25 protein-coding genes are annotated in these 24,169 nt (G+C 62.7%); 14 read left to right on the top strand and 11 right to left on the bottom strand.

Annotated elements, in window-relative coordinates; all coding sequences use genetic code 11:
- Window positions 1–70: 70 nt before the first annotated feature.
- Complete coding sequence (locus FOH10_RS29460) at window positions 71–301, bottom strand: helix-turn-helix domain-containing protein (RefSeq protein ID WP_143983121.1); 231 nt, start codon at window positions 299–301, stop codon at window positions 71–73.
- 188 nt (window positions 302–489) lie between these two features.
- Between FOH10_RS29460 and FOH10_RS29455 the strand changes: the two genes are divergently transcribed.
- From FOH10_RS29455 to FOH10_RS35065, 3 genes are all read left to right on the top strand, one after another.
- Window positions 490–1,350 carry a DUF5919 domain-containing protein gene (locus FOH10_RS29455; RefSeq protein WP_221937893.1) on the top strand — a complete coding sequence of 287 codons (861 nt, stop codon included), beginning with the start codon at window positions 490–492 and terminating at the stop codon, window positions 1,348–1,350.
- The gene (locus FOH10_RS29450; protein ID WP_143983119.1) at window positions 1,347–2,162 is read left to right on the top strand and encodes an inositol monophosphatase family protein; all 816 of its coding nucleotides are present in this window, start codon (window positions 1,347–1,349) and stop codon (window positions 2,160–2,162) included. Before FOH10_RS29455 ends, FOH10_RS29450 begins: the two co-directional genes overlap by 4 nt.
- A gap of 296 nt (window positions 2,163–2,458) precedes the next feature.
- Window positions 2,459–3,448: a hypothetical protein gene (locus tag FOH10_RS35065; protein ID WP_186000622.1), complete on the top strand. Its 990-nt coding sequence runs from the start codon at window positions 2,459–2,461 to the stop codon at window positions 3,446–3,448.
- A 239-nt stretch (window positions 3,449–3,687) separates the two neighbouring features.
- Here the strand turns inward: FOH10_RS35065 and FOH10_RS29440 are convergent, their stop codons facing one another.
- Window positions 3,688–5,136, bottom strand: a complete 1,449-nt coding sequence (locus tag FOH10_RS29440) for a serine/threonine-protein kinase (protein ID WP_143983117.1) — start codon at window positions 5,134–5,136, stop codon at window positions 3,688–3,690.
- Between the two features lie 270 nt (window positions 5,137–5,406).
- On the opposite strand from FOH10_RS29440, the gene FOH10_RS29435 reads away from it, so the two are divergent.
- From FOH10_RS29435 to FOH10_RS29415, 5 genes are all read left to right on the top strand, one after another.
- Window positions 5,407–5,865 (top strand): hypothetical protein, encoded by a 459-nt coding sequence (locus FOH10_RS29435; protein ID WP_143983116.1) that lies wholly within the window; start codon window positions 5,407–5,409, stop codon window positions 5,863–5,865.
- Window positions 5,866–6,069: 204 nt separating this feature from the next.
- Window positions 6,070–6,699, top strand: a complete 630-nt coding sequence (locus FOH10_RS29430; protein ID WP_143983115.1) for a P-loop nucleotide/nucleoside kinase family protein — start codon at window positions 6,070–6,072, stop codon at window positions 6,697–6,699.
- A gap of 584 nt (window positions 6,700–7,283) precedes the next feature.
- Window positions 7,284–7,946: a hypothetical protein gene (locus FOH10_RS29425; RefSeq protein WP_186000621.1), complete on the top strand. Its 663-nt coding sequence runs from the start codon at window positions 7,284–7,286 to the stop codon at window positions 7,944–7,946.
- Between the two features lie 299 nt (window positions 7,947–8,245).
- Entirely contained in the window at window positions 8,246–9,385 is a 1,140-nt protein-coding gene (locus FOH10_RS29420; RefSeq protein ID WP_143983114.1) for an MrcB family domain-containing protein, read from the top strand.
- 533 nt (window positions 9,386–9,918) lie between these two features.
- Complete coding sequence (locus tag FOH10_RS29415) at window positions 9,919–10,686, top strand: DUF3800 domain-containing protein (protein ID WP_143983113.1); 768 nt, start codon at window positions 9,919–9,921, stop codon at window positions 10,684–10,686.
- 878 nt (window positions 10,687–11,564) lie between these two features.
- Here the strand turns inward: FOH10_RS29415 and FOH10_RS29405 are convergent.
- Complete coding sequence (locus FOH10_RS29405) at window positions 11,565–13,058, bottom strand: GNAT family N-acetyltransferase (protein WP_143983112.1); 1,494 nt, start codon at window positions 13,056–13,058, stop codon at window positions 11,565–11,567.
- Window positions 13,059–13,594: 536 nt separating this feature from the next.
- Window positions 13,595–14,086, bottom strand: a complete 492-nt coding sequence (locus FOH10_RS29400) for a DUF6326 family protein (RefSeq protein ID WP_244961423.1) — start codon at window positions 14,084–14,086, stop codon at window positions 13,595–13,597.
- Between the two features lie 156 nt (window positions 14,087–14,242).
- Between FOH10_RS29400 and FOH10_RS29395 the strand changes: the two genes are divergently transcribed.
- The 3 genes from FOH10_RS29395 (at window position 14,243) to FOH10_RS29385 (ending at window position 16,630) form a co-directional block, all read left to right on the top strand.
- Window positions 14,243–15,382, top strand: coding sequence for a sensor histidine kinase (locus FOH10_RS29395; RefSeq protein ID WP_143983111.1), 1,140 nt, complete (start codon window positions 14,243–14,245; stop codon window positions 15,380–15,382).
- The gene (locus FOH10_RS29390; RefSeq protein WP_143983110.1) at window positions 15,379–16,035 is read left to right on the top strand and encodes a response regulator; all 657 of its coding nucleotides are present in this window, start codon (window positions 15,379–15,381) and stop codon (window positions 16,033–16,035) included. The genes FOH10_RS29395 and FOH10_RS29390 overlap by 4 nt, the downstream gene beginning before the upstream one ends.
- 163 nt (window positions 16,036–16,198) lie before the next feature.
- Entirely contained in the window at window positions 16,199–16,630 is a 432-nt protein-coding gene (locus tag FOH10_RS29385; RefSeq protein ID WP_143983109.1) for a hypothetical protein, read from the top strand.
- Window positions 16,631–17,461: 831 nt separating this feature from the next.
- On the opposite strand, the gene FOH10_RS29380 is transcribed toward FOH10_RS29385, so the two are convergent.
- The 4 genes from FOH10_RS29380 to FOH10_RS29365 form a co-directional block, all read right to left on the bottom strand.
- Window positions 17,462–17,773 (bottom strand): putative quinol monooxygenase, encoded by a 312-nt coding sequence (locus FOH10_RS29380; protein WP_143983108.1) that lies wholly within the window; start codon window positions 17,771–17,773, stop codon window positions 17,462–17,464.
- Window positions 17,774–17,983: 210 nt separating this feature from the next.
- Window positions 17,984–18,328, bottom strand: coding sequence for a hypothetical protein (locus FOH10_RS29375; protein ID WP_143983107.1), 345 nt, complete (start codon window positions 18,326–18,328; stop codon window positions 17,984–17,986).
- A 285-nt stretch (window positions 18,329–18,613) separates the two neighbouring features.
- Entirely contained in the window at window positions 18,614–19,678 is a 1,065-nt protein-coding gene (locus FOH10_RS29370; protein WP_143983106.1) for an NAD(P)H-dependent amine dehydrogenase family protein, read from the bottom strand.
- Window positions 19,679–19,703: 25 nt separating this feature from the next.
- Window positions 19,704–20,492, bottom strand: coding sequence for an SDR family oxidoreductase (locus tag FOH10_RS29365; RefSeq protein ID WP_143983105.1), 789 nt, complete (start codon window positions 20,490–20,492; stop codon window positions 19,704–19,706).
- Window positions 20,493–20,632: 140 nt separating this feature from the next.
- Between FOH10_RS29365 and FOH10_RS29360 the strand changes: the two genes are divergently transcribed.
- Window positions 20,633–21,280 carry a TetR family transcriptional regulator gene (locus FOH10_RS29360; protein ID WP_143983104.1) on the top strand — a complete coding sequence of 216 codons (648 nt, stop codon included), beginning with the start codon at window positions 20,633–20,635 and terminating at the stop codon, window positions 21,278–21,280.
- Window positions 21,281–21,296: 16 nt separating this feature from the next.
- On the opposite strand, the gene FOH10_RS29355 is transcribed toward FOH10_RS29360, so the two are convergent.
- Both FOH10_RS29355 and FOH10_RS29350 read right to left on the bottom strand, forming a co-directional pair.
- The gene (locus FOH10_RS29355; protein WP_143983103.1) at window positions 21,297–21,530 is read right to left on the bottom strand and encodes a DUF6374 family protein; all 234 of its coding nucleotides are present in this window, start codon (window positions 21,528–21,530) and stop codon (window positions 21,297–21,299) included.
- Window positions 21,531–21,580: 50 nt separating this feature from the next.
- Window positions 21,581–21,961: a hypothetical protein gene (locus tag FOH10_RS29350; protein WP_039808920.1), complete on the bottom strand. Its 381-nt coding sequence runs from the start codon at window positions 21,959–21,961 to the stop codon at window positions 21,581–21,583.
- 120 nt (window positions 21,962–22,081) lie between these two features.
- On the opposite strand from FOH10_RS29350, the gene FOH10_RS29345 reads away from it, so the two are divergent.
- Together FOH10_RS29345 and FOH10_RS29340 are read left to right on the top strand one after the other, a co-directional pair.
- Complete coding sequence (locus tag FOH10_RS29345; protein WP_143983102.1) at window positions 22,082–22,531, top strand: DUF2752 domain-containing protein; 450 nt, start codon at window positions 22,082–22,084, stop codon at window positions 22,529–22,531.
- A gap of 52 nt (window positions 22,532–22,583) precedes the next feature.
- On the top strand, window positions 22,584–22,772 hold the full coding sequence (locus tag FOH10_RS29340; RefSeq protein ID WP_029925138.1) for a hypothetical protein: 189 nt from the start codon (window positions 22,584–22,586) through the stop codon (window positions 22,770–22,772).
- A 55-nt stretch (window positions 22,773–22,827) separates the two neighbouring features.
- Here FOH10_RS29340 and FOH10_RS29335 read toward each other — a convergent pair whose 3' ends face one another.
- Window positions 22,828–24,138 (bottom strand): aminotransferase class V-fold PLP-dependent enzyme, encoded by a 1,311-nt coding sequence (locus FOH10_RS29335; RefSeq protein WP_143983101.1) that lies wholly within the window; start codon window positions 24,136–24,138, stop codon window positions 22,828–22,830.
- Between the last annotated feature and the right edge of the window lie 31 nt (window positions 24,139–24,169).

Genomic DNA, 24,169 nt, shown 5'->3' with positions numbered 1-24,169 from the left:
ACCTCGGGTGCGACAACGAGCGCGAACGCCATCGACATCGCGAAAAACAAGTACAGAGCGGTCCTGGCTCTCATGCCGCACCGTCCGTGTCCGTGGTGATGACCGGGCGGGCCAGCGCGAGTACCTCATGGAGGTTGACGCGCCACATGTTGCCGTTCAGCTTGTAGCCCTGGAGCAGCCCCGCATCGATCCAATGCCGGATCGTCTTGCGGTCGACATCTACGAGGGCCGCAGCCTTTTTCAGACTGATCAGTCCGCGCTCACTACGGACCTCGGCGGCGGAAGAATGCCTGGTGGCCAACTGAAATCACTCCTCTGGGTGGATGAATCCGGAAAATCTGTCCACTCAGGGTGTTTTTTGGCGCGGTCCCGCCGCGTCCCCAGCAAGGCATGACCAATCCCAGGGATGCGCCTAATAGTCTCTTCTGTGTCTCCTCAGCGTGTTAGAGTCTTCTCAAGCCTCCGAAATCTCTTGCAAGGCAGATGATTATGGGCACTGTCCTGAAGGCACTTCTCCAGCAACGCCATCTCCAGACGGTCTCGGCGTTCAATCGCGAATACAACCGGCTCGCGAAGAAGCTCGATCCGGCCTTGATCAACTGCGGTCCAAAGAAGGCGCAGTTCTACCGGTGGCTATCTGGTGAGATCTCCGGCGTGCCTTACCCGGACCACTGCCGAATTCTTGAGGCGATGTTTCCGGACTGGTCGGTATCTGAGCTGTTCGAGGAGTACTCGGGTAACCCGGCGGACCTCGCACGCGAACCGCGCGCCTCGGTCTCCGCGGCGCGCCCGACGACCGGGGCCAACCTCGCCGATGTCGAGGCCGTCTACGCGACCAGGCTCGACTTCCTCCGAGCGATGCCGCCCCAAGAGCTGTTCAAGACGGCACGGACGATCGACATGGCCGGCCTGTCGCTGAACATGCTGTGCCAGCAGTACTCCGACACCGACGTCCTGCGACTGCTCGAAAACGGAACAGTCATCCGCTGCCTGTTTCTCGATCCTGCTGGGACCTTCATTCGTGCCCGAGAGATCGAAGAGGATCACTCGCCAGGTCTGCTGACCAACCTGACCGGGACCAATATCCAGACGCTTGAGCGAGTCATGCGGCGGGTTACCGAGCAGACACCGGGATCGTTGCTGATCCGGGTTTACAATCAGCCCATCCGGTTCAACATCACCCTCATAGACTCGACAATCTGTGTCATGCAGCCCTACCTGCCCAAATCCAGGGGTGTCGAGTCACCGACGTTCGTCGCCCGCAAGTCCGGTACTACGGGACTGTTCGATACTTTCTCGGAGGTATTCGAAAGCATGTGGGCAGACGGCAAAGAAAGGGCAACCGAATGAATGGTTCAGACGGCTTGCTGGAGATCGCCCGCGGCGCAGCAGCCGAAGGTAGCCGACTGCTCACTACCGCCGGGCCTGGAGAAGTGCGTTCTAAAGGAGATCGCGACTTCGTCACCGACCTTGACCTCCGCATCCAGAACTCAATTCGGACAAGTCTTAGCCGCGCTACGCCGGACATAGGGTTTCTCGGGGAGGAGCAGGACGCGAGCGACGGGGACGCCGCCCTGGAGTACCGGTGGGTCTTGGACCCGATCGACGGGACTTCCAACTTCATCCATGGGCTTCCCCTCTGCGCCGTCTCCCTTGCCCTCACCCACGAAGACGTTCCACTCCTCGGTGTCATCGCCGCGCCGTTTCTGAACCTGGAGTACTACGCCTCGACCGGGAACGGTGCGTTCTGCAACGGCCACCGCATCAAGGCCAGCCATACACAGTCCCTTGGGCAGGCAATCGTTTCGATCGGCGACTACGCCGTAGGCGAGAACGCAGACGAGAAGAACCGGCGCCGGCTGGCGCTGACGACGGCGCTCGCGACGCACGTCGAACGCGTACGCATGTTCGGGTCGGCCGCTCTCGATCTCGCTTGGGTCGCGGAGGGGCGAACCGATGCCTGCGTACTGTTGACGAACAAGCCGTGGGACATGGCCGCGGGCGTCATCATTGCCCGCGAGAGCGGGGCTGTGGTAACCGATTCCGGTGGTAAGCAGCACAGCGTGAACTCGCGGCACACAGTCGCGACCTCTCCAGCTCTCGCAAAACCGCTACTCGATCTGGTGGCTGGCGCGTTAGCTGGCTACGCTGGCGAGTCCTGACAGCGTGTATCGGTCGGTCTCCCTGGGTTGAGATCCGTTGACATCGGCAGATCTGACGTCATCGGTGAACGTGCCCGGCGACGTGGGGCGTTTCTTAGCGCACGCTCACGCCGATGCCCTTGCGTCGTCGCCAAACCGGAGAGTGGGGAGTCAGCCGGTAGCCAGGGCCGCTCACCGCCACGGCCATCTAGGCTTTGACCATCCGCTCTCGCAAATCCCTACGGCCGGTCCCTAACATTCCAATTAGTATGTGGCCTAAGCCTGCTGGCGTCCCCGAGTCCCTAAGGATCAATCCGGTGCCTCATGACAAATTCGAACACGTTCCACCCCGCGAGTCCGATCTTATCGAGGCAATTGTTAGCGCATTGCGTTATAGTGGAGCTGATCGGGTGTACCAGGAATTTCCGGTCGGTCCGCAATCCAGGGTAGATGTCGCAGTGCTCTACGGTGACCAAATAGAATTTATCGAAGTCAAGCGGACCACTCCGCAGACACGGCAACGGCTAGAGGATGCCCTGGCTCAGATTCGGCAGTATGGCGAAATGTACGCGGAATACAATGATGGAGTAGAGCCGCGGCTATCTCTCTTCTTTCCTGGCCCAGTTTCGCAAGGCAGGCTGCGAGGCAGTCGATCACATGACATCCGTATACTCGACATGGACTGGTTGCGTTCAGTATCTCAAGCTGCGGACCGGATGGGCTCTATCGGAGAAACCCTCAATACCTCGAAGGTGACGACTGCTTTCTCAGACACCTCGTCACTCGCAGCGGATCTGCTAACAAAGTTGCAGGGTATTCCGTCAGGTAGAAAGCACTGGCAGCAGTATCAGAAACTTTGCGTCAACATTTTTGACTATTTATTCTCTCCACCTCTAAGTCCCGGAATATATGAGCTTAGCAATTACACCAAGATTAACAGGAGAGACATTATCATGCCAAACTACGCAACTGAAGGCTTCTGGAGATACATGCGAGAGAAGTACCATGCTGATCATATTGTGATAGATGCAAAGAATTATACTGACAAAATCTCGAAGGATTTGTTTCTGCAGATGGCTAATTATCTAACCGAACAAGGTCCTGGACTTTTTGGTATAATTGCTAGCAGGGTTGGGGAAAGCGACTCCTCGGCCCATATCGTGAGGGAGCAATGGATGATGCATCGCAAACTCATAATAACGTTCACAGACGATGATATCGCGCAGATGATTGATACAAAGAAAGCTGGCGAGAGGCCTGAGGCTCTAATACAGCAGAAGATTGAAGACTTTCGACTTAGTATATGACGCTGCGCGGAATGGTGGAGCGCTGTAATTTCGCATGCGCTGATCTAACCGAACAGCTCGGCCGGTCGAAAGGCGGCCGACCGAGGCTATCTGAAGTTGCTCGAACTTCCGTAACTCCCGAATCAGGGTGACGCCGAAGACTGGTCGAAGACGCTGCGCGGCACCAATTGTTCAATCTCTAGCGCCGCCAGCAGGCTAGTGTGAAGCCTCTCCCGGGTGTCCTGCTGTATTGTGGTAGATCACCAGCGTCCAGCTTTCTCCAACAGGTCCACGAAAGGTGCCCACAGTCGCTCAGGTGTCAGCGGCAGATCGTGGTAGAGAAGCCCTTGCAGGTCCCGTTCTTCGCCACCGATTTCGGCCCAAAGGTTGTTGTCGGTGGGGTCGGCAGCGTTGAAATGCGCAATCGGGGCAACCCATATCCGCTGGACCCACTTGCCCTGACCATGAGGTGCGGGTGTGAAGAATAGGTTGGAATGTGCGCGCTGACTCATTGGCACAGAGTCGGTTTTCGCTACTCGTGGTCCAGCGATAACTGATCCGACGACAAGCGGGAATCCGGGTTGCATGTGGAAATGAGAGCGCGACTCGACCGTGACCTCGAGAAGGTAGTCACCGAATCGTACCTTCCATGACTGAATAGAATTGAGTTGATGGACGGTCATCTGAATCTCATCGCCCAACACCGTCGCTGCCGCCGCTGTCATAGCCTTCATCGAGTCATGAAGGTCCAAGATCGCGCTGGTGCAGAGGTCTTCGGCGGCAGCTTGGGCCGCAGTCGCACGCTCGCGTTCGGCGACCTCGTTGGCACGTGCACGGGCGATGCCACCCGCAGCCGATGCCAGTCGATTCTGCCACTGCGTCAACGGAGTTCGAACTCGGTCTAGCGCTTCTTCCACTGCTCGTGCATCGCTGTACCGGTGGGCGGGGTCCTTGGCCAAGAGGCGCAGAACAACTCGTTCAAGCGCAGAATTCACCGTGGACGGCAATGGTGGTGGTGGGTTCTGAAGTACAGCCTGCCGGAGTGTATCCCCATACGAATCGAATGGGCGCTTTCCCGAGAGCATCTCGTACAATACAACGCCTAGTGCGTATAGATCAGATCTGACGGTCGCGATGCCGGACAGCATATATTCGGGAGACATGTACGGGGTCGATCCCTCACCTTTCCGCGTCCAAGTCGCAGTCGAGTCGGCTAGATCGCGAGAAATACTGAAGTCGGCGAGGACCCATCGACCGTCAATTCGAAGTATGTTGCCGGGCTTGATATCCCTATGAACGATTCCAATCCCGGCGAGTTCGCTTAGCCCAGCTGTGATATCCGCAGAGATCGAGAGCGCTTCGTCTAGGCCCAATCCGCTGCCATGCTGCTCAAGATGGCGTTCGAGGGTTGTTTCAGCGCGCGGCATGATAATTACGACTGTACGTTCGATGATGGCGACACCGAGATTTACCAGTAGGTGCCGTGCGTCCGGAGCAGCAGCGACCGATCGACCGATCTCGATTTCCCGACTGTGGATTCGCAAGGCGTCTTTGCCGTTACCGATGTCGACCACCTTGACCGCGACTGCCGTTCCATCCTCACCGAGCCCTTCGAATACCTGTCCTGCGCCGCCCTGCCCGAGCATCTTGCCGGTGTCGTACACCCAGGTGTGTCCCTCAGAGTCGGTCAGTTCCGCAACTCTGCTCACGCGCTCTCCGATCGTTCACTGAGCTTCCGCACTGTCAGGAGAAACTACATGTGCGTTCGCGCTAGACAGCCCAGTGGCGGAGAAGTTCTTCGAATCGGCCTAGCCGATGGAGGGCGACGCCTAGATCAGCGCAGCGGCCAGCTCCCTGGTGTCGAGGCAACGGCTGAGTAGATACCCGACGGATCCAACGCCGGCATGCCGTGAGGTATGCGGGTTGAGTCGGACACGGAGCGCCTATCAAATCGATCTTGGGCATGAGATACTGAACCCGTGAGCGCATCCCGTGTTGGGGGTGTCGAGCTGTTGGCCAGCCACCCCGAGGATGACCCGCTACTTCGTGTCTGGGTCGCGGTTGACGGTGGTGACGACGCATTGGCGGTTTTCGTGGCGTTTCTTGCTGTGGAAGGCACACGCGAGGCGTATGACCGAGGTGCCTACACCGTCATACGCGCCCGCCGCCGCGGTCACTGTAAGGAACTTATCGAGCTTGCTCGCCTGGAGTTGACGGCGGAGCAACCTCCGGTCCAGCTGAGGTTCAGCGGGAAAGCGACGCCCGCAGGTTACGCGGTAGCCCATGGCCTGGGTGCCACTCCGCCTCCGTTCATGAGGATGCAGCTGCCAGAAGGGCAGGAGTACAGCGTAGAGAACCAGGAAGATGCGGACGCGTTCGGGTTCGAGGCGCTGTGCGCGGCAGCCAGAAGACTGGGGTTGCCAGTACCAGAACTCTGAGTGCGGCAGTCTCGGCGGCACCTGACACGGCGTCCGACAGTCTCGGGCGTTGTGAGGATTCACCGATCAACGCCGTCGTGATTCGCCAATGCAACCAGGTTGACTGACGCGGACATCGTTCCGCCGCCCACTGGGTCTGGGAGACTGTGACTACGCCCTGCAACAAGTAGGTGAGCGCGACAGTCCGCAGACTTTGGAGGAACGATGAATCCGACTGCCAGATCAGCGGTTCGATCACTGCCTGCCGAAGTCCGCCCGCCGATGGCGGATGCGCTCGATCAGATTGCCGAAGGAAGCTGCGCGGGTGTGACGGTCATCTGCGGATTCCCCGCCTCCGGCAAGTCCACAGCCGCCAAGTATCTCGCTGCTGTGATCGATGCGGTCATCATCGACAAAGACTCATTCGCGCCCGACCTCGAAGAATCGGTGATGACCGAGCTGACCGGCAACCCACACGACAAGGACAGCGCCACCTACATGCGCGTTGTCAACCCGCACATCTACGCGGCCTTCGTCCGCCAGGCTCTCATGATCGGGCACCGAGTGCCGGTAGTCGTCGACGCGCCGTTCCTCGGACACGTCCAAACGGCTGCGGCTCGCGGTATCTCTCTTTCCAGGCAGATCATTTCCAGTGCCTCGATCTCCGCACCGCCGGTACGAACGGTTTGGGTCTCCACTCACCCCAATCAGATTAGAGAGCGTATGACACATCGCGGCGCGCACAGGGATTCCGGAAAACTGTCGGGGTGGGACGACTACCGAGCGAACGTACTCGAATCCGGTATCGAAGACGCTGCGCGAACGATGGTCGACTACGTCGTCCGGAACTACTGAACCAGGCTGCTCGCCTGTCGGCGTCCGTCGGTTACTGGCCCAATCTCCTCTTTGTGGTCCTTCACTTCGGTGACATCGACGCAAGCTGGAGCACTGCACTGAGCGCGTCCTGACGCGCGAACACGACGCCACAGGCGTCGGACATCCCAACTTGCTCACCTGTCCTACGCGAGGTCTGCACCCAACCCCTACTTTGTGGTCCTGCTTCTTGTGGTCTCCTTTCCTTGTGGTCCTCCTTCCTCTCCACCCCACGTGCCGCTTCACTTTGCCTCCCAACCTGCACGACTAATTTGCTTCTCGCTCGTACGGCCGACACTCTCTGTGATCAGCGAAGCCGCAGAGAGTGTCGGCCGTACGAGCGAGAAGCCTGTGCCGAAGGCGCAGGTCAGACCCGCTTCGGATCGAGTTCCAATCGGAACCGCATTCCGATGCATTCCGAATCGATTCCGCATTCATTCCGCATTGGTTCCGCATCAGTTTCCGGGCAGACAACGCTGGCCAGAACTATCTGGTCTGGGCGGATTGCCGGCTGCTGGACCCGGATAGCGGCACCTGGCGGGTGCTGGCAATACGAGCGCCAGTTGATGAAAACGATTGTCTGCGAGGGTGGTTCGCAGCAATCCGTCTCCGATCCCGGCTTCATCCAGGCACAATGCATGTCCGTGAGCCCCGTTGTTCAACAGCTTCTCACGCTTGCTGCCGTGGTTCTGGGCGCGGCTGGTACCTTCTCGGCGACCATGCTGATCGAGCGGTCGAAGTGGAGGCGGAACCTGGACACCAGATGGGACGACAAGCGCTTGGCCGCGTACGAGGGGTATGCGAACGCGTTGAAGAAGACCCACGATGTGTGTCAGCAGTTGTCGGCAGCCAAGGGCTACCCGGCTGATCGGCGGCCAGTCGACCTTGATTCTGGTCTCCGAGCCTATGCGGAAGCTGATGCGGAGCGAACGCTCAAGTGGGAGGCGGTACTCCTCTTGGGATCTCCAGCCGCTATCGCTGCTGCTCGGCAGTGGCAGAAGGCCATCTGGGAATTTCGCTACTTCGTCCTGGAAGACGAGACCGATCACGCACGTTATGTGCGGCTGTTCGAGGCCATGGGGCGCTTGCGGAACGAGTTCTACGAGTGCGCCCGAGCTGATCTCGGTATCAAGAGCGGTTCTCTCCCCACAGAATTCGGAGCTTGGTTTCCGCCTGGGTACAGCCCGCCTGCGCCTGACGGCGCCGACCGTCCAGGCCATGGAGCGTAGCAAGCAACTACCTCTGCCAGGGTGGGGAGTACCAGGATAGGTGACAACCTGATCTTGTTTCAGCCCCTACGGGCCGGCGCCCATACTAGTGCAAAGATAGTTGAAGTTCTGCTTAATGAGGGTGGCGTACTCGCGGTTCAGACACTGAAAGGCTCACCGTCAGCGCCACAGTGGCGAGCGGATGAGCCCATCGGTTCCTGTGGATCCGAGGGTAGGGGTTCAGGTGTTTCCTGCACTGGCGCAAGCGGTTTGACCCTGCCAAGGGGCAGTGTCAGTGGGGTGTTGTAGCGTTCGCGATCATGTTGAGAGACTTGCTCAGCGAGGTGTTGAAGCTCCAGTCCAACAGAACTGCGGTTCTGGCCGATCCCGCGATGAATCGGCGCTCGCAAGTGGTCGAACACGAGATTCCCGCAGTCATACAGCCGTGGGTGTCATCGAGCTTTCCGCAGTGGAGCACCGCCGGCAGCGGGGGCAAGGGGAGTGCGTCCGAGGTGCCGTGGACTCGGGTCTTCGATGCCGAGCTCAGCCCGAGCGCGACCGTCGGGTGGTATCTGGTTTATCTGTTCGATTCGGCCGGCACCGCGGTGTACCTCTCGCTGATGCAGGGCACCACAACCTGGAGTACGGCTATCAAGGACTTCGTCTTTCGGGACACGAAAGATCTGGTTCGCCTTGTGCACTGGGCTCGATCGGTCCTCGAGAAGGACGAGACGAAACCCGCAGCCTTCAAGGACATTCCAAGCTTGGGTAGCAATCGGTTGGCGCGCGGATACGTGACCGGTACCGTGCACGCGATCCGGTATGCGGCAGACTCCATTCCTTCCGATGATCAACTGCGCGCCGACCTGGTCGCCATGGGCGGATGGTTGGCCAAGGTCTATGCGGCCGATGCAGCAACCGCGTACCTGCCCGGGGACGAGGCTCCGGAAATCGCCGATGCCAACCGCGCTGTGGATGAGGCTGCCGGGAATATTCGTCATCGCCCGAAGGGCGGGCAGGGCTACCGCCTCAACACCGCCGAGAAGTTGGCCATCGAGAAGCACGCAGTCAAGATTGCCAAGGAGATCTTTGAAGCAGACGACTACAGCGTCCGCGATACCGGTTCCACCCGACCCTATGACCTGCTGGCAACCAGGATATCGGAAAAGATCTACATCGAGGTGAAGGGCACGACATCCCCAGGGGGAGAGGTCATTCTCACTCGAGGTGAGGTCGAGCATCATCGTGAGCACTATCCGAATAATGCGCTGGTCGTGGTGCATTCGATCCAACTCGACCGTTCGGGCCCGGTTCCCGTCGCGTCGGGAGGTATCCCGGTAGTGCATTGCAAATGGAAGATCGAGGAAGAGGCGTTGACTCCGATCTCCTTCCGCTACTGCGTCCCCAACACCGAGAGCAGCGAGACCAATGACAAAGCAGGAGTTGACGGAACCGCCTAGCAGCATGAGATGTGAACGCTGATGAGCATCAAGAGTCGGCGCCCGCTTGGACCATTGCAGGAGCGGATTATCGCCTACCTCGACGATCAGGACTTCGCGGTATCTATCGACGAGATCGCTTGCGCAGTGCTGCATGGCGACTGCTTAGAGCCTCCGAGTGATCGCGAATGGCGATCGGTCTATCAGTGCTTGAAGCGCTTAGAAGAGCGGCAGCTCGTGCTCGGATGGAGGACATGGATCAGAGATGAGCGCGTAGTCACAGTCTGGCGATCGATCACAGACCGTTCGGGACGAGTGCTTGATCCGGGTGGATGAGACAGCGACCGTCGAGGTCAAGCACAGATCCTCACGAGCATGCCAACTTCGTAATGTGCGTTGTTGTCTCTCGTTCGCTGGGGAACAGCCCGCAACCACAGCGTCAGCGGGCTTCGGGGTACCGCCAACGGTCGAATTCCGTTCTGGCCCCGATACGTGGTTTCCAGACCGTAAGCGAATGACCGTCACATCCATGATCAGGAGAACGATAGACTTAGATGACGGCAGCGCAGGTGTGTCCGATCCAGGCAGAGTTCGCGTACATCGATGAGACGGGCGATACCGGGCCTGTGTCCAAAGGCGGGTCGAGAACTTACACACTCGGATGCGTCCTGGTTCCGATCTGCACCTGGACCGATTCGCTCGACCATCTCGTCACTCTCCGACGGAACCTCAGGGACTCCTATGGCCTTGCCATGAAGCAGGAAGTCAAGGCGAACCACCTGGTGGGGGTTAAGAAAACCTACAGTGACCTTGGGCTCGGTGACGGCCAGGTCAGGGACATCTATCAGCGCCACATCGATTCAATAGTGGATATGTCGAGTGGCGTCTGCTCCATCGTGATCCACAAGTCGGAGATCATCCAACCGGACATGGATGTGTTCAGGTGCGCCTGGGAGTACTTGTTCACCCGGCTCCGGAAGCGTACCGAGTCAGGACAGCCAATCCTGATCGTCCACGACCAGGGCGAGGACGACAAGGTGAGGAAGCATCTGCGCCGCTTCCGGCGTCACAACTGGCAAGGAGCAGGAAGCGGGTTCGGTGAGGCACGCATGCTGGTTGAAGACGCTGTCGCACGCGATTCGCAGCACAGCTACTTCATTCAACTCGCGGATCTGGTCGCCTACGCAGCGTCGCGCCATGCGGTGCCGGCAAACGGCAAGACGAGAAAGATTTGCGACACCACGATGTGGGACAGGCTTGCGGCGATTCAGATCCAGGAGGTCAGCGACCGAGGGGACGGCATCTACAAGTGGCCCCGTTAAGCACAAAAGGGAAGGCACCCACGGGTGCCTTCCTTGACGTCTGACCTACCCCGGTCAGGCAACCGGATCAGCCAGCAAAACCTAGTATCTCATATCCTGGGTGCCGACAGGGGCGGTTGATACTGCTGAGATCTTTCGTACCGAACTGTCTCGCATCGTTCGAAGAGAGAAGTACAGTCTGGGACCCAACGGCCACGGCGTCGGCATCACCGCCGCATCACTTCGGGGCTGGGTGAGGTTCGCGCTAAGCAGGATGGGGCCACGGCTTGATGGTCGTAAACACCGTGACGTCTCTCGCGGCGACTGTGTGGGTAGGGCCCCAGGCGCAGGTCTGAGCTGGCCGACTAGCAGGTGTCTGGTGGACTGGAATGTTTGGGGTTGTGTGTACGAGATCGGCTTCGGCTGCTCTGGCCATTTCTTTCGCTCTTCAACCTACATGGAGAGAAGGCTCAACTGCCGTTCATGATGGTTCAGACTGATTGTTTGACCGTCATCAGTGGTGAATGCCTCGGGTACAGAGTCTTGGATGTACTGATAGCTCTGTGGGGGGCGAGCGATGCCGAAATCTTCACACAATGACAAAGGTTCCGATGGTGTGAATACTTGGCCAACCTCTATCCCGACCCCGAGAGCGTTGTCCGCGTAATAAGCGAAGAAGTCCCGCTTAGATATTCCGGCAACGGCGCGAAACTGTCGCCACAAATCAGTAGGCGATGATATTTGTTGACCGCGAACTTCGAACGCTGCGATGACAGCCTTCACTGGGACGGTCGCGTAAACGACTACGTGTGTGACGTCCTGGGCAAGGGGGCGTTTTCTGAATTCGACTCGCTTCGTTCCATTCACGATAGCGTTTGCGTATCGTGGATGTATTGACATCAATGCGATGCGCCCAACTTTGATTGAATCCATTCGATGCCCTTTGGTGAGATCTTGGAGATGCTTTGCGGTGTTCGCCCTTTTATCACGCCAACTCGGAGGAGATCGTCGATTTTCCATACAGGAGATAGTATTCGATCCAGCCGAAAAAGCAATACCAATACTGCTCTATTTGGTCGTGTCATGTCGTATATTTCTGTCGCGGTATAGACGGTGCGCGTCCCGACTTGTCCAATGATTTCTTTCCAAGATGTACATGCCGATACTGATTCGGCTACACCAATGACTGTGGCCGCCGCTGGGCCGCGGCCTGTACGAATGAAGACCAAGGCATCGCCCGGCATGACCTTCCTAGATGGCGAGTGGCAGAGATAGGCCTTGCGGATGGCGTTGCCACATGCCTCGCCACCCTGGAACAGGTCGCCCTGCTCATCTGCCTCCGGGAATAGTCGATGGTGCCAACTATCGCGTATCGGTATGAAATGAGCGCGCGTAGGTCTTATCTCTCCCGGCCCGAACCTCTTTGCATATTCCAGCTCGGGTAGCAATAGCTCGGAGGGGGAAGGCGACAGTCTTTTGAGGAGAACCATCTCGTTTCTGGCAGTCGAGGCTGTATCCACGACCGAGAATCCGAAATTCGCTAGCCAGTCGATAAGATCGATTTTGTCGGGCAGAACCTCCAGGTACATTCCATTGAGTCGCTGCCGGCGCGCGTACGACACCAAAGCTTTCAATAGAAGTTCGCCGCGTTTAACGCCCCTGAAGTCGTCAGCGACTTTGAATGTGCAGATCTTTAGTACTGGTGAATCCAGGCCGTGCGGCCTGTCCTTCTCTATTTTGAGAACTGCTACGCCCTCCGGACTGGTCGGTGACCCGAGGATAATCACGTCCCGCCATTCCCGGCATACCTTACGGAGCCACCATTCGCTGAAGTCATCGTAGTCGGCCCTTAGTGAATTGAAGATGTCTGCACTCAGGTCAATTGTATGAGCTTCCGTCAGTTCTGCCGCAGGTGCCTGTAATTCAGGCGACGCTAGTGGCCTCAGAAGCTCAATCGCCGCATCGATGGAAAGCGTTTGAGGAAGGTCTGACCGCGCTGCTCGACTCCTCATCTTGCGATCGTTAGTAACAAGCCAGTCGGCGCCGGAGCGCTTGAAGGTCGACAAAACCTCAAGATCTGCGAGGTTGTTGTCGGTAAGGATGTCGGGGAACACGCCTCTTATTTGTTGGTCGGTCTTGACGTGTTTCAGTACGACGTATTTCTCAAGGGCCTTAAGTCGTTGGCTCCGGGTTGGCGGCGGAGCTCCTAGTAGGTCTGACACGGTTCCGTGGCTGAGGGCAAGCCGGTAGTGGAGCTTCTGGCTCAGCCGAAGAAGCTCGGCGGCTTGTCTGCCGAATGGATGCCCGGGCGCAGTGTGGTCCTCGGCCGCAATGAAGACGTTGGAATCGATCAGGAGGGTGAGCTCCTCCCCTCCGCGTGGACTCTCTGCCATGGGGGCTCCCCTCCCGCGACCAATAGCTCGCCAGGCCTGAAGTCGTCCGACGACTCCTCTTAAGGGTAGCGACCCGTGTTACCTCGTCGGCTTCAGTTGCGCAGATTCGAGCATCATCCGGCTGGACAACCTATCTCGTGCTCCCCTGCTATTAGTCGGACTCGCCGGCAGCTTCAAGGTCACTACCGCCTAGGAGCATGCCATCGGGGATACGTTCGCAGGCTGCGTATTTGTACCGTAGGGGGCCAACGAAGTCCCAACAAATTCGATGGCTGTCAGGTTGTCTCGGCATGCTCTCGATAGCTCTGGATTGTCGAAGATGCGCTACATCCACAGGTAGGCGACAGGATTTGGATGTCGTTGACAGTGCCCGGTCGTATGGAGTAGTCACACCGGGCCGTAATGAAAAGGTCGGGGGTTCGATTCCCCCAGGCGGCTCCGGAACAGCAGGTGGCGAGTAGCTTTCTCTCGCCACCTGCTGGCGTTTACGGGGCGGTGGTGACTCGCGCGGCTAGGCCGGTGTCATCGAGGATGGTTCACGCTTGGTGTTGGGCGCGAACGGGATCACGGTGCGGGCTGGTCGACATGGTCACCGACGCTGTGGTGCGGGGCCAGGTCCAGGCATACCGCAGAATGACGGCGAGCAGGGCCAATTCCAGTACGACGCCGAGTCCGTAGAAGTACAGCCAGGACTCACCCAGCGCGTTGAACGCGGTGACGGGGGCGTAGAGCGCGGCCACGATGAGGTTTGCGATGCGATTCACCCTGGCGGGCAGCGTCATCGACAGCATGACCATGAGGATCGGGACAGCCATGAGGGTCAGCGCCGTGGTCGAGAAGGTCTGGGAGAGGTCGAACTCGAAGACCTTGCCGTCGAGGATGTCTTCGACGACGCCGGGTGTGAAGAAGTTGAGAATGTCCACGTAGGCGTACAGGAACATGACGCTTGTCCACGTTGCGGCGAGCTTGGCTCGCACCGGCATCGGCTGTTCGTCCAGTGTGGTAGCGGGTTGACGTGTTCTCATCATGGGCTCCGTTGTGGTGTGGATCGATAGGTCCACGATCACCGAGCCCGGCGGCGGACACACCGGCCCGGAGGCCGGAGTTGACCTGGCCGAAGGCATGAGCCCCATCTCGTACTTTCGGCTGGTATGCCGAGGCTCGCCGATCCCTAGGATGAAGCCGTGATCACTGCCCGGCGCTCCATCTGGCATGAGCCGCGGCCTGCTGATGTCCCACCCATCGGTCGGCTCGACTGGCTGCTGGTGGGCGTGTTCGCGGCCGCCGTCTTGGTCGAGGGCATCGTGCGGCCGGGCTTGGCCTGGCGACCCCTGGTGGTGGTGCTCGCCCTGGCACTGCTGCCCGCCCTGCTCTGGCGGCGGGGTCGCCCCCTGACTGCCGCCCTGGTCGGGTGGGGTGTCGCCGGGCTGCTCTCGGTCCTCCAGCTGACCGCGCACCCCGGGGACCTCGGCCTCTACGCCATGATGGCCGTCCTGATCCTGCTCTACTCCCTGGTGCGGTGGGGTTCGGGACGGGAGATGGCCTTGGGGGCGGCGTTCGTGACAGTTGTTGTCGCGCTGGGGATGTACGCCGCCTCCGCGGGCTGGGCCGACGTTTTCGGCGGAAGCGTTCTGCTGCTGTTGCTCGTCGCCCTCGCAGCGGTGTTCCGCTACCGTGCCGACCTCTGGCATCGCCAGCAGCGCGAGATCCGCAACCAGGAGCGGGTGGCGCTGGCACGCGAGCTGCACGACACCGTGGCCCACCATGTCTCGGCCATCGCGGTGCAGGCGCAGGCCGGTGGCGCGGTCGCCGGCATTCAGCCCGAGAAGGCTGCGGAGGTCTTGACCGCGATCGAGTCCGAAGCGTCGCGAACCCTGGCGGAGATGAGATCCATGGTGCGGGTGCTGCGTGCGGAGGAATTCGTCGGCTACTCACCGCAGCGGGGTGTCGCGGACCTGCCTGCTCTGGCGCGCGCCGACGCGACGCCCACCGTCGAGGTCTCGCTGGACGGTTCGTTGACCCGGCTGGCACGCCCCGTGGACGCCGCGCTCTACCGGCTCGCGCAGGAGTCGCTGACCAACGCCGTCCGGCACGCCCGGCGCGCGACCCGCGTCGGAATCGACGTATGCCGGGAGGGCGACGCCGTCAGGCTGCGGGTCAGCGACGATGGACAGATCGAGCCGGGGCCGGTCCCGGAGCCCGGATTCGGTCTGCTGGGCATGGCGGAACGCGCCCAGCTCCTCGGCGGGTCGCTCTCCGCAGGGCCGGGACCCGAGGGCGGCTGGGTGGTCGAGGCCGTGCTGCCGGTGCGGGCGCTGCCATGAGCATCCGTGTTGTCGTCGCCGACGACCAGGACTTGGTCCGGACCGGTCTGGTGATGATCCTCGGTGCGCAACCCGGCATCGAGGTCGTGGGGGAGGCGGCGGACGGGCTCGCGGCGCTCGACCTGGCGAACCGGCTGCGTCCCGATGTCCTCCTCGTCGACATCCGGATGCCCGGGCTCGACGGCGTCGAGGTGACCCGGCGTCTGGCCGGGCCGGACGTGACCGACCCGATGGCGGTCGTCGTGATCACCACCTTCGACCTCGACGAATACATCCTCGGTGCCCTACGCGCCGGTGCCAGCGGCTTCCTGCTCAAAGACGCCGGGCCGCAGCTCCTGGTGCAGGCTGTTCACGCGGCGGCCAACGGGGACGCGCTGATCGCACCCAACGTCACTCGTCGGCTGCTGGCGACCTTCGCCGATCAGGCGCCGACGGTACCGGTCCAGCCCATCGACCCGCTCACCGAGCGCGAGCAGGAGGTGCTGGCGCTGGTGGCGCGGGGCCGGACCAACGCCGAGATCGCCGCCGAGCTCTTCGTCGGCCTGAGCACGGTCAAGACCCACGTCGCATCGTTGATGACCAAGCTCGGCGCCCGCAACCGCGTCGAGATCGCGATATGGGCGTACGACACCAGACGCGCGAGAGCCGATTAGCGGGTACGGATCGCAGCGTGGGTTCGGTCCCTCTACGCGGTTCCGAGATCGAAGGCCCAACCCGGTACGCCGGGGCGGACCTCATTGTTTCCGCCCTCGGGGGTCCTGCGTCACCCGCATCGTGTGCCATGCTGCTGGAATGGCGCGCGCGGGGATGTGGACGGTGGGAATGGCATTCGCGCCGGTGGGGTTCGGGGTCGGTGTGGTGGTGGCCACCAGCATCCTCAATGAGGTGGCCGATCGGTCGGTGGCCACCGATATCGCCGGTAACTGGATGGTCGTCATGGTGTTCGGCGCCGTGTTGTTCCTACCGGGGATCGTGTTCGCGCTGTTCGGCGCCTCGATGCTGTGGAGCCGCACCGGCACGGTGACGGCGATCCTCGGACTCGTCTTGCTGTCCCTGCCGCCGTTGCTGTTCGCCGCGGCCGGAATCGAGGAAGCGGTTGGACCGCAGCGTGATCCGTACTCACCGAGTTGGACCGCGCGCTTGTCCCTGTCCGCCGCGTTGGTCTACGCGCTCCCGTTCGTCGCGTTGGTGCACGGCAACGCGTTCGCGACCTGGACGGTCTGGGCGGGGCGGGCGGCTCGGCGATGATCGGTGCCACCGTGGTGATGCCCCGACCAGTACCGGCTGGGTGTCAGGGATGAGACAGGCCGGTCTCCGCGTAACGAACATCGCCGGCGGACTACTCAGCCCGGATCGCTCGATGTAATGCGTCGCCGCGCTGCCGGGGAAGACCGTGTCGGCGGACATGTGAGCACGAGGTCGGCTCATCGGCCGGAGATCCGGCCGCAGTTGGGTCCGCCGGGGCGCATGGCCTCGCGTTCGGCGAGGATCTGCACCTGCAATCATCGCTCATCACTGCGGCATTGGGCGGCGATCCCGGCCCATACCTCGACGCGGCGGCCGAGCAAGCCGACAGGCTGAGTGACGCCGCACCTTCGGCCTCGGTGGTCCGCAACAAGACGTTCGTGTCATCGAATGTCCAGTTGTGGCGGATGTCCGCTGCCATGGAACAACGCGAACCCGGTCGTGTTCTCGCCTTGCGCCGACCCTCTCGCCCGACGACCTGCCCGTCCAGGGCCGTCGAGCACAGCATTTCGTGGAGATCGGCCGAGCCCACGCGATGCAGCGGAACTACCGCGAGTCGCTCCACTCACTGCTGCGCGCCGAACACACAGCGCCGCAGCATGTTCGGAGTATGACGCATGTGCGCGAACTGGTCGGCCACATGATGCGCTCGGCGCGCAGGGACCTCACGACCGGCGAACTCGGCCGACTCGCGCAGCGGGTCGGGGTGGTACCCGTCTAGGGCATGCCGCACATGTTTTGGCCAGTGCGAGGACTTTGTGCATGAGATCGTGCGGGTGCTCGCACACGAGGAAGCCCGCAGCACCGAAAGCCTGCGGCGTGGTGCGGAATCATCTAGACGCCGGGCAGGCCCTTGGCTGCGGCCGGTGAAAGGAACTCGACCCGCACGTCTCGCGTGTAGCTCTTCCGCTCGTCGAGGAAGACCCGAGTGTGTGGCTGCCGCTCGTGTTCCTCGAATGCCTCGCGGTCGGCGTAGACCTCATAGAAGATCCGTGCCAAAGGGTCGCCGTCTACCGCGTGCGTCGCATATACCAATGTGCCGGGCTCGAGCTCGGCGATCGCCTCGACCGTCTTCGCCACGAGGCGGTCGAATTCCACTGCTGCCGCGTTGTCATTCAGATCGAATCGCACCACAAGCGCAAACATCTGCCCGAGCGTACGCGGGTTCCTCCGCACAAACGCCTGCGCATGTCCGACTGCGCCTCGGCATGGCGGTCTAGGATTCGGCGCGATGGACCCTGTGTTCGAAACCGCGCCCTACACAACCGAATGCATCGGCTGCGGGGCCAAGTGAGCTACCGATCATCGACAGATCAGTGTTCGACCGTCGCGGTCTGGCTGGCCGGAAGAGTCTTATCAGCGGCAGTTGCGGACGTCGGCAATCTCGTCCGGAATCTCAGTCGATTGGTCGGCGTGAACGGGGCTGCTGTCGGCATGCTTCGCTCGGAGTGCGGCTCGTCGTTCGGCGTCGCGGGCCGCGCGGCGGTCGCGGGTTCGTGCGGTGCGGCGGGAGGGTGATGGCTGCTGCTGTGGTTCAGCGTGCTCAGGGGGCTTTCGGGAGGTGCCCATCAGCCGGGATATGGCCGTGCTGATCGCGTCCCATGCGAAGGCCGCGATCATCAACAGGACGAGGCCTCCGATCGCGAACCATTTCAGGTCGCCGATCAGAAGATCGAATCCGAGCTTGACGAAACCGAACAAGAGAATCCCCCACGGAAGGCACGAACGTGCCAAAACGACTGTAACCGGAGCAATAGTAACCCTTCGGGGCGTCGTTCACCGCGCCATCGGAGTTCGGTTGCCCGGGCGAATGGTGTTTCGTGCCAGCAGCTTCGAGCCGACCCGTACGCGGGTTCGACCGGCGGCCCCGGGACCGTGCTGCTGGGTGGCGGCGAGCAGGCGGAGATCATGGCTTCCGGCGCTGATCTTCCTGTACGACGACGAGAGTCGCTGGCAGCAGTGCGGTTCCGGGTCGGGCGGTACAGCTCAGGACAGCAGTCCGCGACCGGTCGTGAGCGGCAGGTCGAGGGCGGTGAGCAGGCCCGGGCGTGCTTCGATCACCGCGGGGACGGCGCTGACCAGTCGGGCGGCGGTGCCGACCACGCCGGCCAAGGCGTGGTCGCCGTCGCTGTAGAGCTGGAGGTCGAGACGGTAGTCGGGATCGCCCTCGATTTCGACTCGGTAGCAACCCTTTCCGGCTGGTTGGGGCCAGTCGGGGGCGAGGTCGGGATGGAGCCGGGTGACGTGTTCGAGGGTGAGGATCTCGCGGCCCGCGCGAACGCCGTGCACCTGGAAGCGCAGCGCCGCCGCAGTTCCGGGGGCCACTGTGCGGCCGCCGACGACGAGTTTCTCCGTCGCCGGGAGCCGCTCGAAATGCTGTGTCACGGAATCGAGTTCGACGCCCAGTCCGGCGGCCAGCTGCCGGACGACGCTGCCCCAGGCGAGGGTGAGTACACCGGGCTGCAGCAGCATGGGCAGGTCGTCGAGGTCGCTACCGAAGCCCATGATGTCGAACACGACCTTGGGGTTGTCGTAGGTGGAGTAGTCCATGATCTCCGAGCAGACGATGCGGTCGATGCGCTCGGAGCCGCTGGACAGCACCAGCGGCAGCCAGTCGTTGGCCCAGCCGGGGTCGATCCCGTTGACCCACAGCGAAGCTCCTCCCTCCTCGGCCGCGGCGGCAATCGGCGCGATGGCCTCGTCGGGGAGGACGCCGTAGGGGTACTGCAGGAAGACCGGACTGCTGGACACCACGTTGATGCCCGCGCGCAGGAAGCTCTTCAGGTCTTCGACCGCCTCCATGAGCCGGTCGTCGGCCATGGCGGTGTGGACGATGCAGTCCGGTCGCAGGGCGAGCAGTGCCGCCGCGTCTTCGGTGGCGGTGACGCCGATCTCGCGGTCGAGCCCGGCGAGTTCGCCGGCGTCACGGCCCGCCTTCTCCGGGCTGGACACCCAGACGCCGACCAGTTCCAGTTCGGGCCGGGCGATGATGGATCGCAGCGCGCGCCGTCCTACATTGCCGGTGCTCCACTGCACTACGCGATAGGTCATATCGATGTCCTTGTGCCGTAGGTGATCACAGGTCGGGCAGGCCGAGTTCGAGGTTGGGCCGTTCGATGCCGCCGTCCACCTCGAGCACCTTGCCGGTGATGTAGCCGCCGGCGCGGGAGCTGAGATAGACGATGGCGGCGGCGATCTCCCAGGGCTCGCCGAGCCGTCCGAGCGGAGTGACCGACTCCATGGCCGATTTGATCTCCGGTTGCCGTGCGACGACATCCAGCGCGGAGGTGAGAACCGACCCGACCGCGATGGCGTTGACTCGGATCTTCGGGGACAGATCGGTCGCGGCCAGCCGGGTCCAGTGTGCGAGTGCGGCCTTGGCGGTGCCGTAGGCGAGGAAGCCGCGACCGGCGGTGCGCCCCATCATCGAGCTGATGTTCACCACGGATCCGCCGCCCGCGCGCAGCAGGTGCGGGACCGCGGCCCGGGTCAGGGCATGCGCGGTGGAGACGTTGAAACGGAATGCCTCTTCGAGAAAGTCGGTGTCGGTGGTCATGAAGGTGTTGGGCATGGTGCCGCCGACATTGTTGACCACGATGTCGAGGTGGCCGAGTTCCGCGGCGGCGGTGTCGGCGAAGGTTCGCACCGCGTCCAGATCGGACAGGTCGCAGGGGACGGTGACGGCGCGGCGGCCGAGGGCGCGGATCTGTTCGGCGACCGCGTCGAGCTGTTCTTTGGTACGGGCGGCGATGGCGACGTCCGCGCCCGCTTCGGCGAGCGCGAGGGCGGTGGCCGCGCCGATGCCGCGGCCCGCACCGGTGACGACGGCGACGCGGCCGTCCAGGCGGAAGGTGTCCAGGATCATCGAGAAAGTCCCTCTCCGAGCTGACCGTTGTGACTGTAGTCACCAGCAGCATTAAGAACTTGTACTTAACTGTCAAGAAGAATTTCTTTATCCCCTGGTGGGGCGCTACTGTGCTGGAAGGCGAGTGCGGAGGGTGGAGCATGGCGGCGGCGGATGCGCGGAAACGGATCATTCTCGCGGCGGAGCGGCTGATCGCGGAGCGTGGGCAGGAGGTGCCGCTGCGGGATATCGCGGCGGCCGCGGGTCAGCGGAACAATTCGGCGGTCCAGTACCACTTCGGGTCCCGTGACGGACTCATCGCGGCCGTGGTCGAGATGCGGCTGGCCACGCTGGAGGCGCGGCGGCTGGAACTACTTGCCGAGCAGGCGGGTTCGGGCACGCCGCCCGGTGTGCACGGGTTGCTCGAAGCGCTGGTGGTCCCCATGTTCGAACTCGGTGAGCGGCACGGCGTCCACCACTACGCCCGGTTCCTGACCCAGATTCACACCCATCCGGCGGTGACGGACGCGGCCAATCTCGACAGCGCCGCGCGGACGTCGGTGCGGGTCATCATGCAGGGTCTGGACCGTGAGCTCGTCGACCTGCCGCCGCGGCTACGGGTGCGCAGGCTGCGCGCGGTGACCACGATGCTCTTCGCGCTGCTCGCCGACTTCGAGCACGCGGTCGAGGCTGGAAAGGTGCGCTCCGGGGATGTGGACGCCTGGGGAGAGATCATCGACATGCTCGCCGGGGCGCTTACCGCGCCGGTCGCCGATCCAGCCGGTGTCCGGGTGCGCGGCTACCGCTGACGGTCGACGTCGGCCATCAGCCGGGCCACTCGTCCATGCGTCCGTGGAAGGTGGAGCGGTCCGGTGGGGGGTCGGCGGGGGTGGGGTGGGATTCCTCCAGGTAGATGCGCATGCCTTCGGCGATTTTGCCGGCGGCGTGTTCGAGTTGTTCGGGGGTGATGTATTTGCCGAAGGCCGCCGCGTCGAGGAGTTGTCTGCGGACCTGGTCGAGGTTCATGCGAGCCCAATCGAGGCGGGACAGTTCCGGCATGGATGGGGAGATTACCTCGAGTCGAACAAACTTTCGATAGTAGGGGAGGGCTACGACATGTTCGTGAGGATCGGGAGGGGCTGGGTTTCGGTGGCGGAGGCCAGGGTGTCGATGGCGGCGGTGAGGCGGATGGTGGCCGCGCCGAGGGTGGCGGAGTAGGAGCGGCGACCTTCGGCGGCTTCGTCGGGGGTGGTGGTGTCGACCATGTCGAGGGCTCGGGCCCACCGGGACAGGTGCGCGTTCGCCTCGGCGGCGGACAGGTCGGGGTGGATGGTTCCCCGGAATTCCGGCTGGTGCGCGGCCGTGAAGCGGGCGCAACAATCCCACAGCCAGGTCGCCGGGGGGAGTGGTTCGCCTGCGGTGTCGGCGGCACGGGAGTTCACCAGGTCGGAGACGGCGTCGATGGCGGCCATCATCAGCGAATCGGTCACGGCGATAGCGTGTCACCTGCGGTGATGGGTGGCCGGTAGGTGACACGGGCGTGTCGACACCGACTCTGTTCGGGTGGGCGTGCCTGGCGCACCCGGTGCCACGCCACTACCGTTGATCGCGTGGACGCCACCCTCGCGCATACGCCCGAAACACCGCCCCGCTCCCGGTGGCGGGCCATGGGGCTGCCGCTGCTCGCCGGTGGCGCGGTCGCGGGAATCGCCGCCGCCGTGCACTTCCGGGACCCGCATCAGGAGGGGTCGTGGGGGATCTGCCCCTTCTACGAGCTGACCGGTTTCTGGTGCCCCGGCTGCGGTGGCCTGCGCGGACTGCACAATCTCACCGACGGGCGGGTGCTGGACGCGGTGCAGAGCAATCTGCTGCTGTTCCCGCTGCTGCTGGGATTCGTTGCGTGGTGGGGATATTGGATGGTGCGCAGTTGGCGCGGGCAACCGGCGCAACTGCTGCCGCGGGGGCTGCCGCGCCCCCTGCTCTGGGTGACGCTGGCGTTCCTGGTGGCCTACACCGTGTTCCGCAATACGCCGTGGGGGAGTTGGCTGGTTCCGGTGTGACCGGCGGCGTGGCCGAACGGGTGGACGTCGCCGATCGGGGCATGCTGTCGGTATGGGTGATTCGCTGAAGAAACGAGTGCGCGAGAAGCTGCTGCGGCAGCTGAACGAGGACGGTGCGCCCGATCCGGACCAGGACGATACCCGGCAGGTGTCGGTTCTCACGGATCTGGAACTGCTGGACGCGGTGGCCGAGGACGACCCCGTGGTCGAGGAACTCGCCGCCCGGTACTACGTGCCGTGAACCCGAAACTCCGTCCCCCGAGCCCGGCTCGGGGGACGGAGTCGTGTCCGGATGCTCAGACGCAGGGCGCTGCCCCGGCCGTGTCACCGTCGAACGGTCGCGTCTCCGGCACCGGGTTCCAGTGCCCGTCGGTGCACGCGTACTCCCAGCCCGGCCCCCGCTCGACCAGGGCGGCGACGGCGTCGACGAGCCGGTCCACATCGGCGGACGTGGTGCCGAGGCCGATGCTGGCGCGCAGCGCGCCGTCCACCCCGAGCTTGGCCAGGAGCGGGTGCGCGCAGAAGCGGCCGTCGCGCACCCCGATGCCGTGTTCGGCGGAGAGGTAGGCGGCCACCCGTCCGGGTTCGAAGCCGTCCAGGGTGAAGGCGACGATGCCGACGGCGTCGGTGCTGTCCCGCCAGATGCGCAGGAACCGCACGCCCGGAACGGTTTTCAGTCCGTAGCGCAGGCGGTGTGCGAGGTAGAGCTCGTGTTCGGTGACCGTGGTCTCGTCGAGCGCGGCCAGTGCGTCGCAGGCGGCGGCCAGGGCGGCCACGCCGAGGACGTTGGGGGAACCGGCCTCGTGCCGCTGCGGTGCGCACGCCCACTCGGTGTCGTCGGCGGTGACCTCCCGCACCGCGCCGCCGCCCGCCAGATACGGGTCGGCGGCATCCAGCCAATCCCGGCGGCCGACAAGCACTCCCGCGCCGAAGGGGGCGTAGAGCTTGTGGCCGGAGAATGCCACGTAGTCGATATCGCTGGCGCACAGGTCGATCCGCCGGTGCGGGGCCAGCTGGGCAGCGTCCACCAGGATGCGGGTGCCGCACTGGTGCGCGATCCAGGTCAGTCGTTCGATCGGCAGCAGCTCCCCGGTCACATTGGATGCACCCGTAATGGCAAGCAACGCAGCGGGTTTGGTGCACAGCTCGGCGACGACGCGCTGAATGGTCTCCTCGATGGTGTCGGCGGCCCGGACCACGCGCCGCCCGTGCCGGGTCCACGGCAGGAAGTTGGCGTGATGTTCGATATCCAGCACCACGGTGTCGCCGGGTACGCAGGCGGCCAGCAGATTCAGCGAGTCGGTGGTGTTGCGGGTGAAGACCACGCACTGGTCGTCGGCGGCATTCACGAACCGCGCCACCGTCTTTCGCGCGGATTCGTAGCAGTCGGTGGAGATGCGGGAGGCGTAGCCCGCGCCGCGGTGCACGCTGGCGTAGTAGGGCAGCAGGTCCCGCACCCGCTCGGTGACCTGCTCGAGCGCGGGGGCGCTGGCGGCGTAGTCGAAGTTGGCGTAGGCGGCGGTGCCGCCCTGTACGAGCGGCACCCGCAGATCGCATCCGGAGACGGTGGCGAGGGCGGCGCAGCTCTGGTCGGCGAAAGCAGTCATGACGAAATCCCGTCGGCTCAGGGACTCGTGA

The sequence above is a fragment of the Nocardia otitidiscaviarum genome (assembly GCF_007362295.1).
Taxonomy (GTDB): Bacteria; Actinomycetota; Actinomycetes; order Mycobacteriales; family Mycobacteriaceae; genus Nocardia; species Nocardia otitidiscaviarum.
This window is presented reverse-complemented; position numbering and strand designations above follow the sequence as displayed.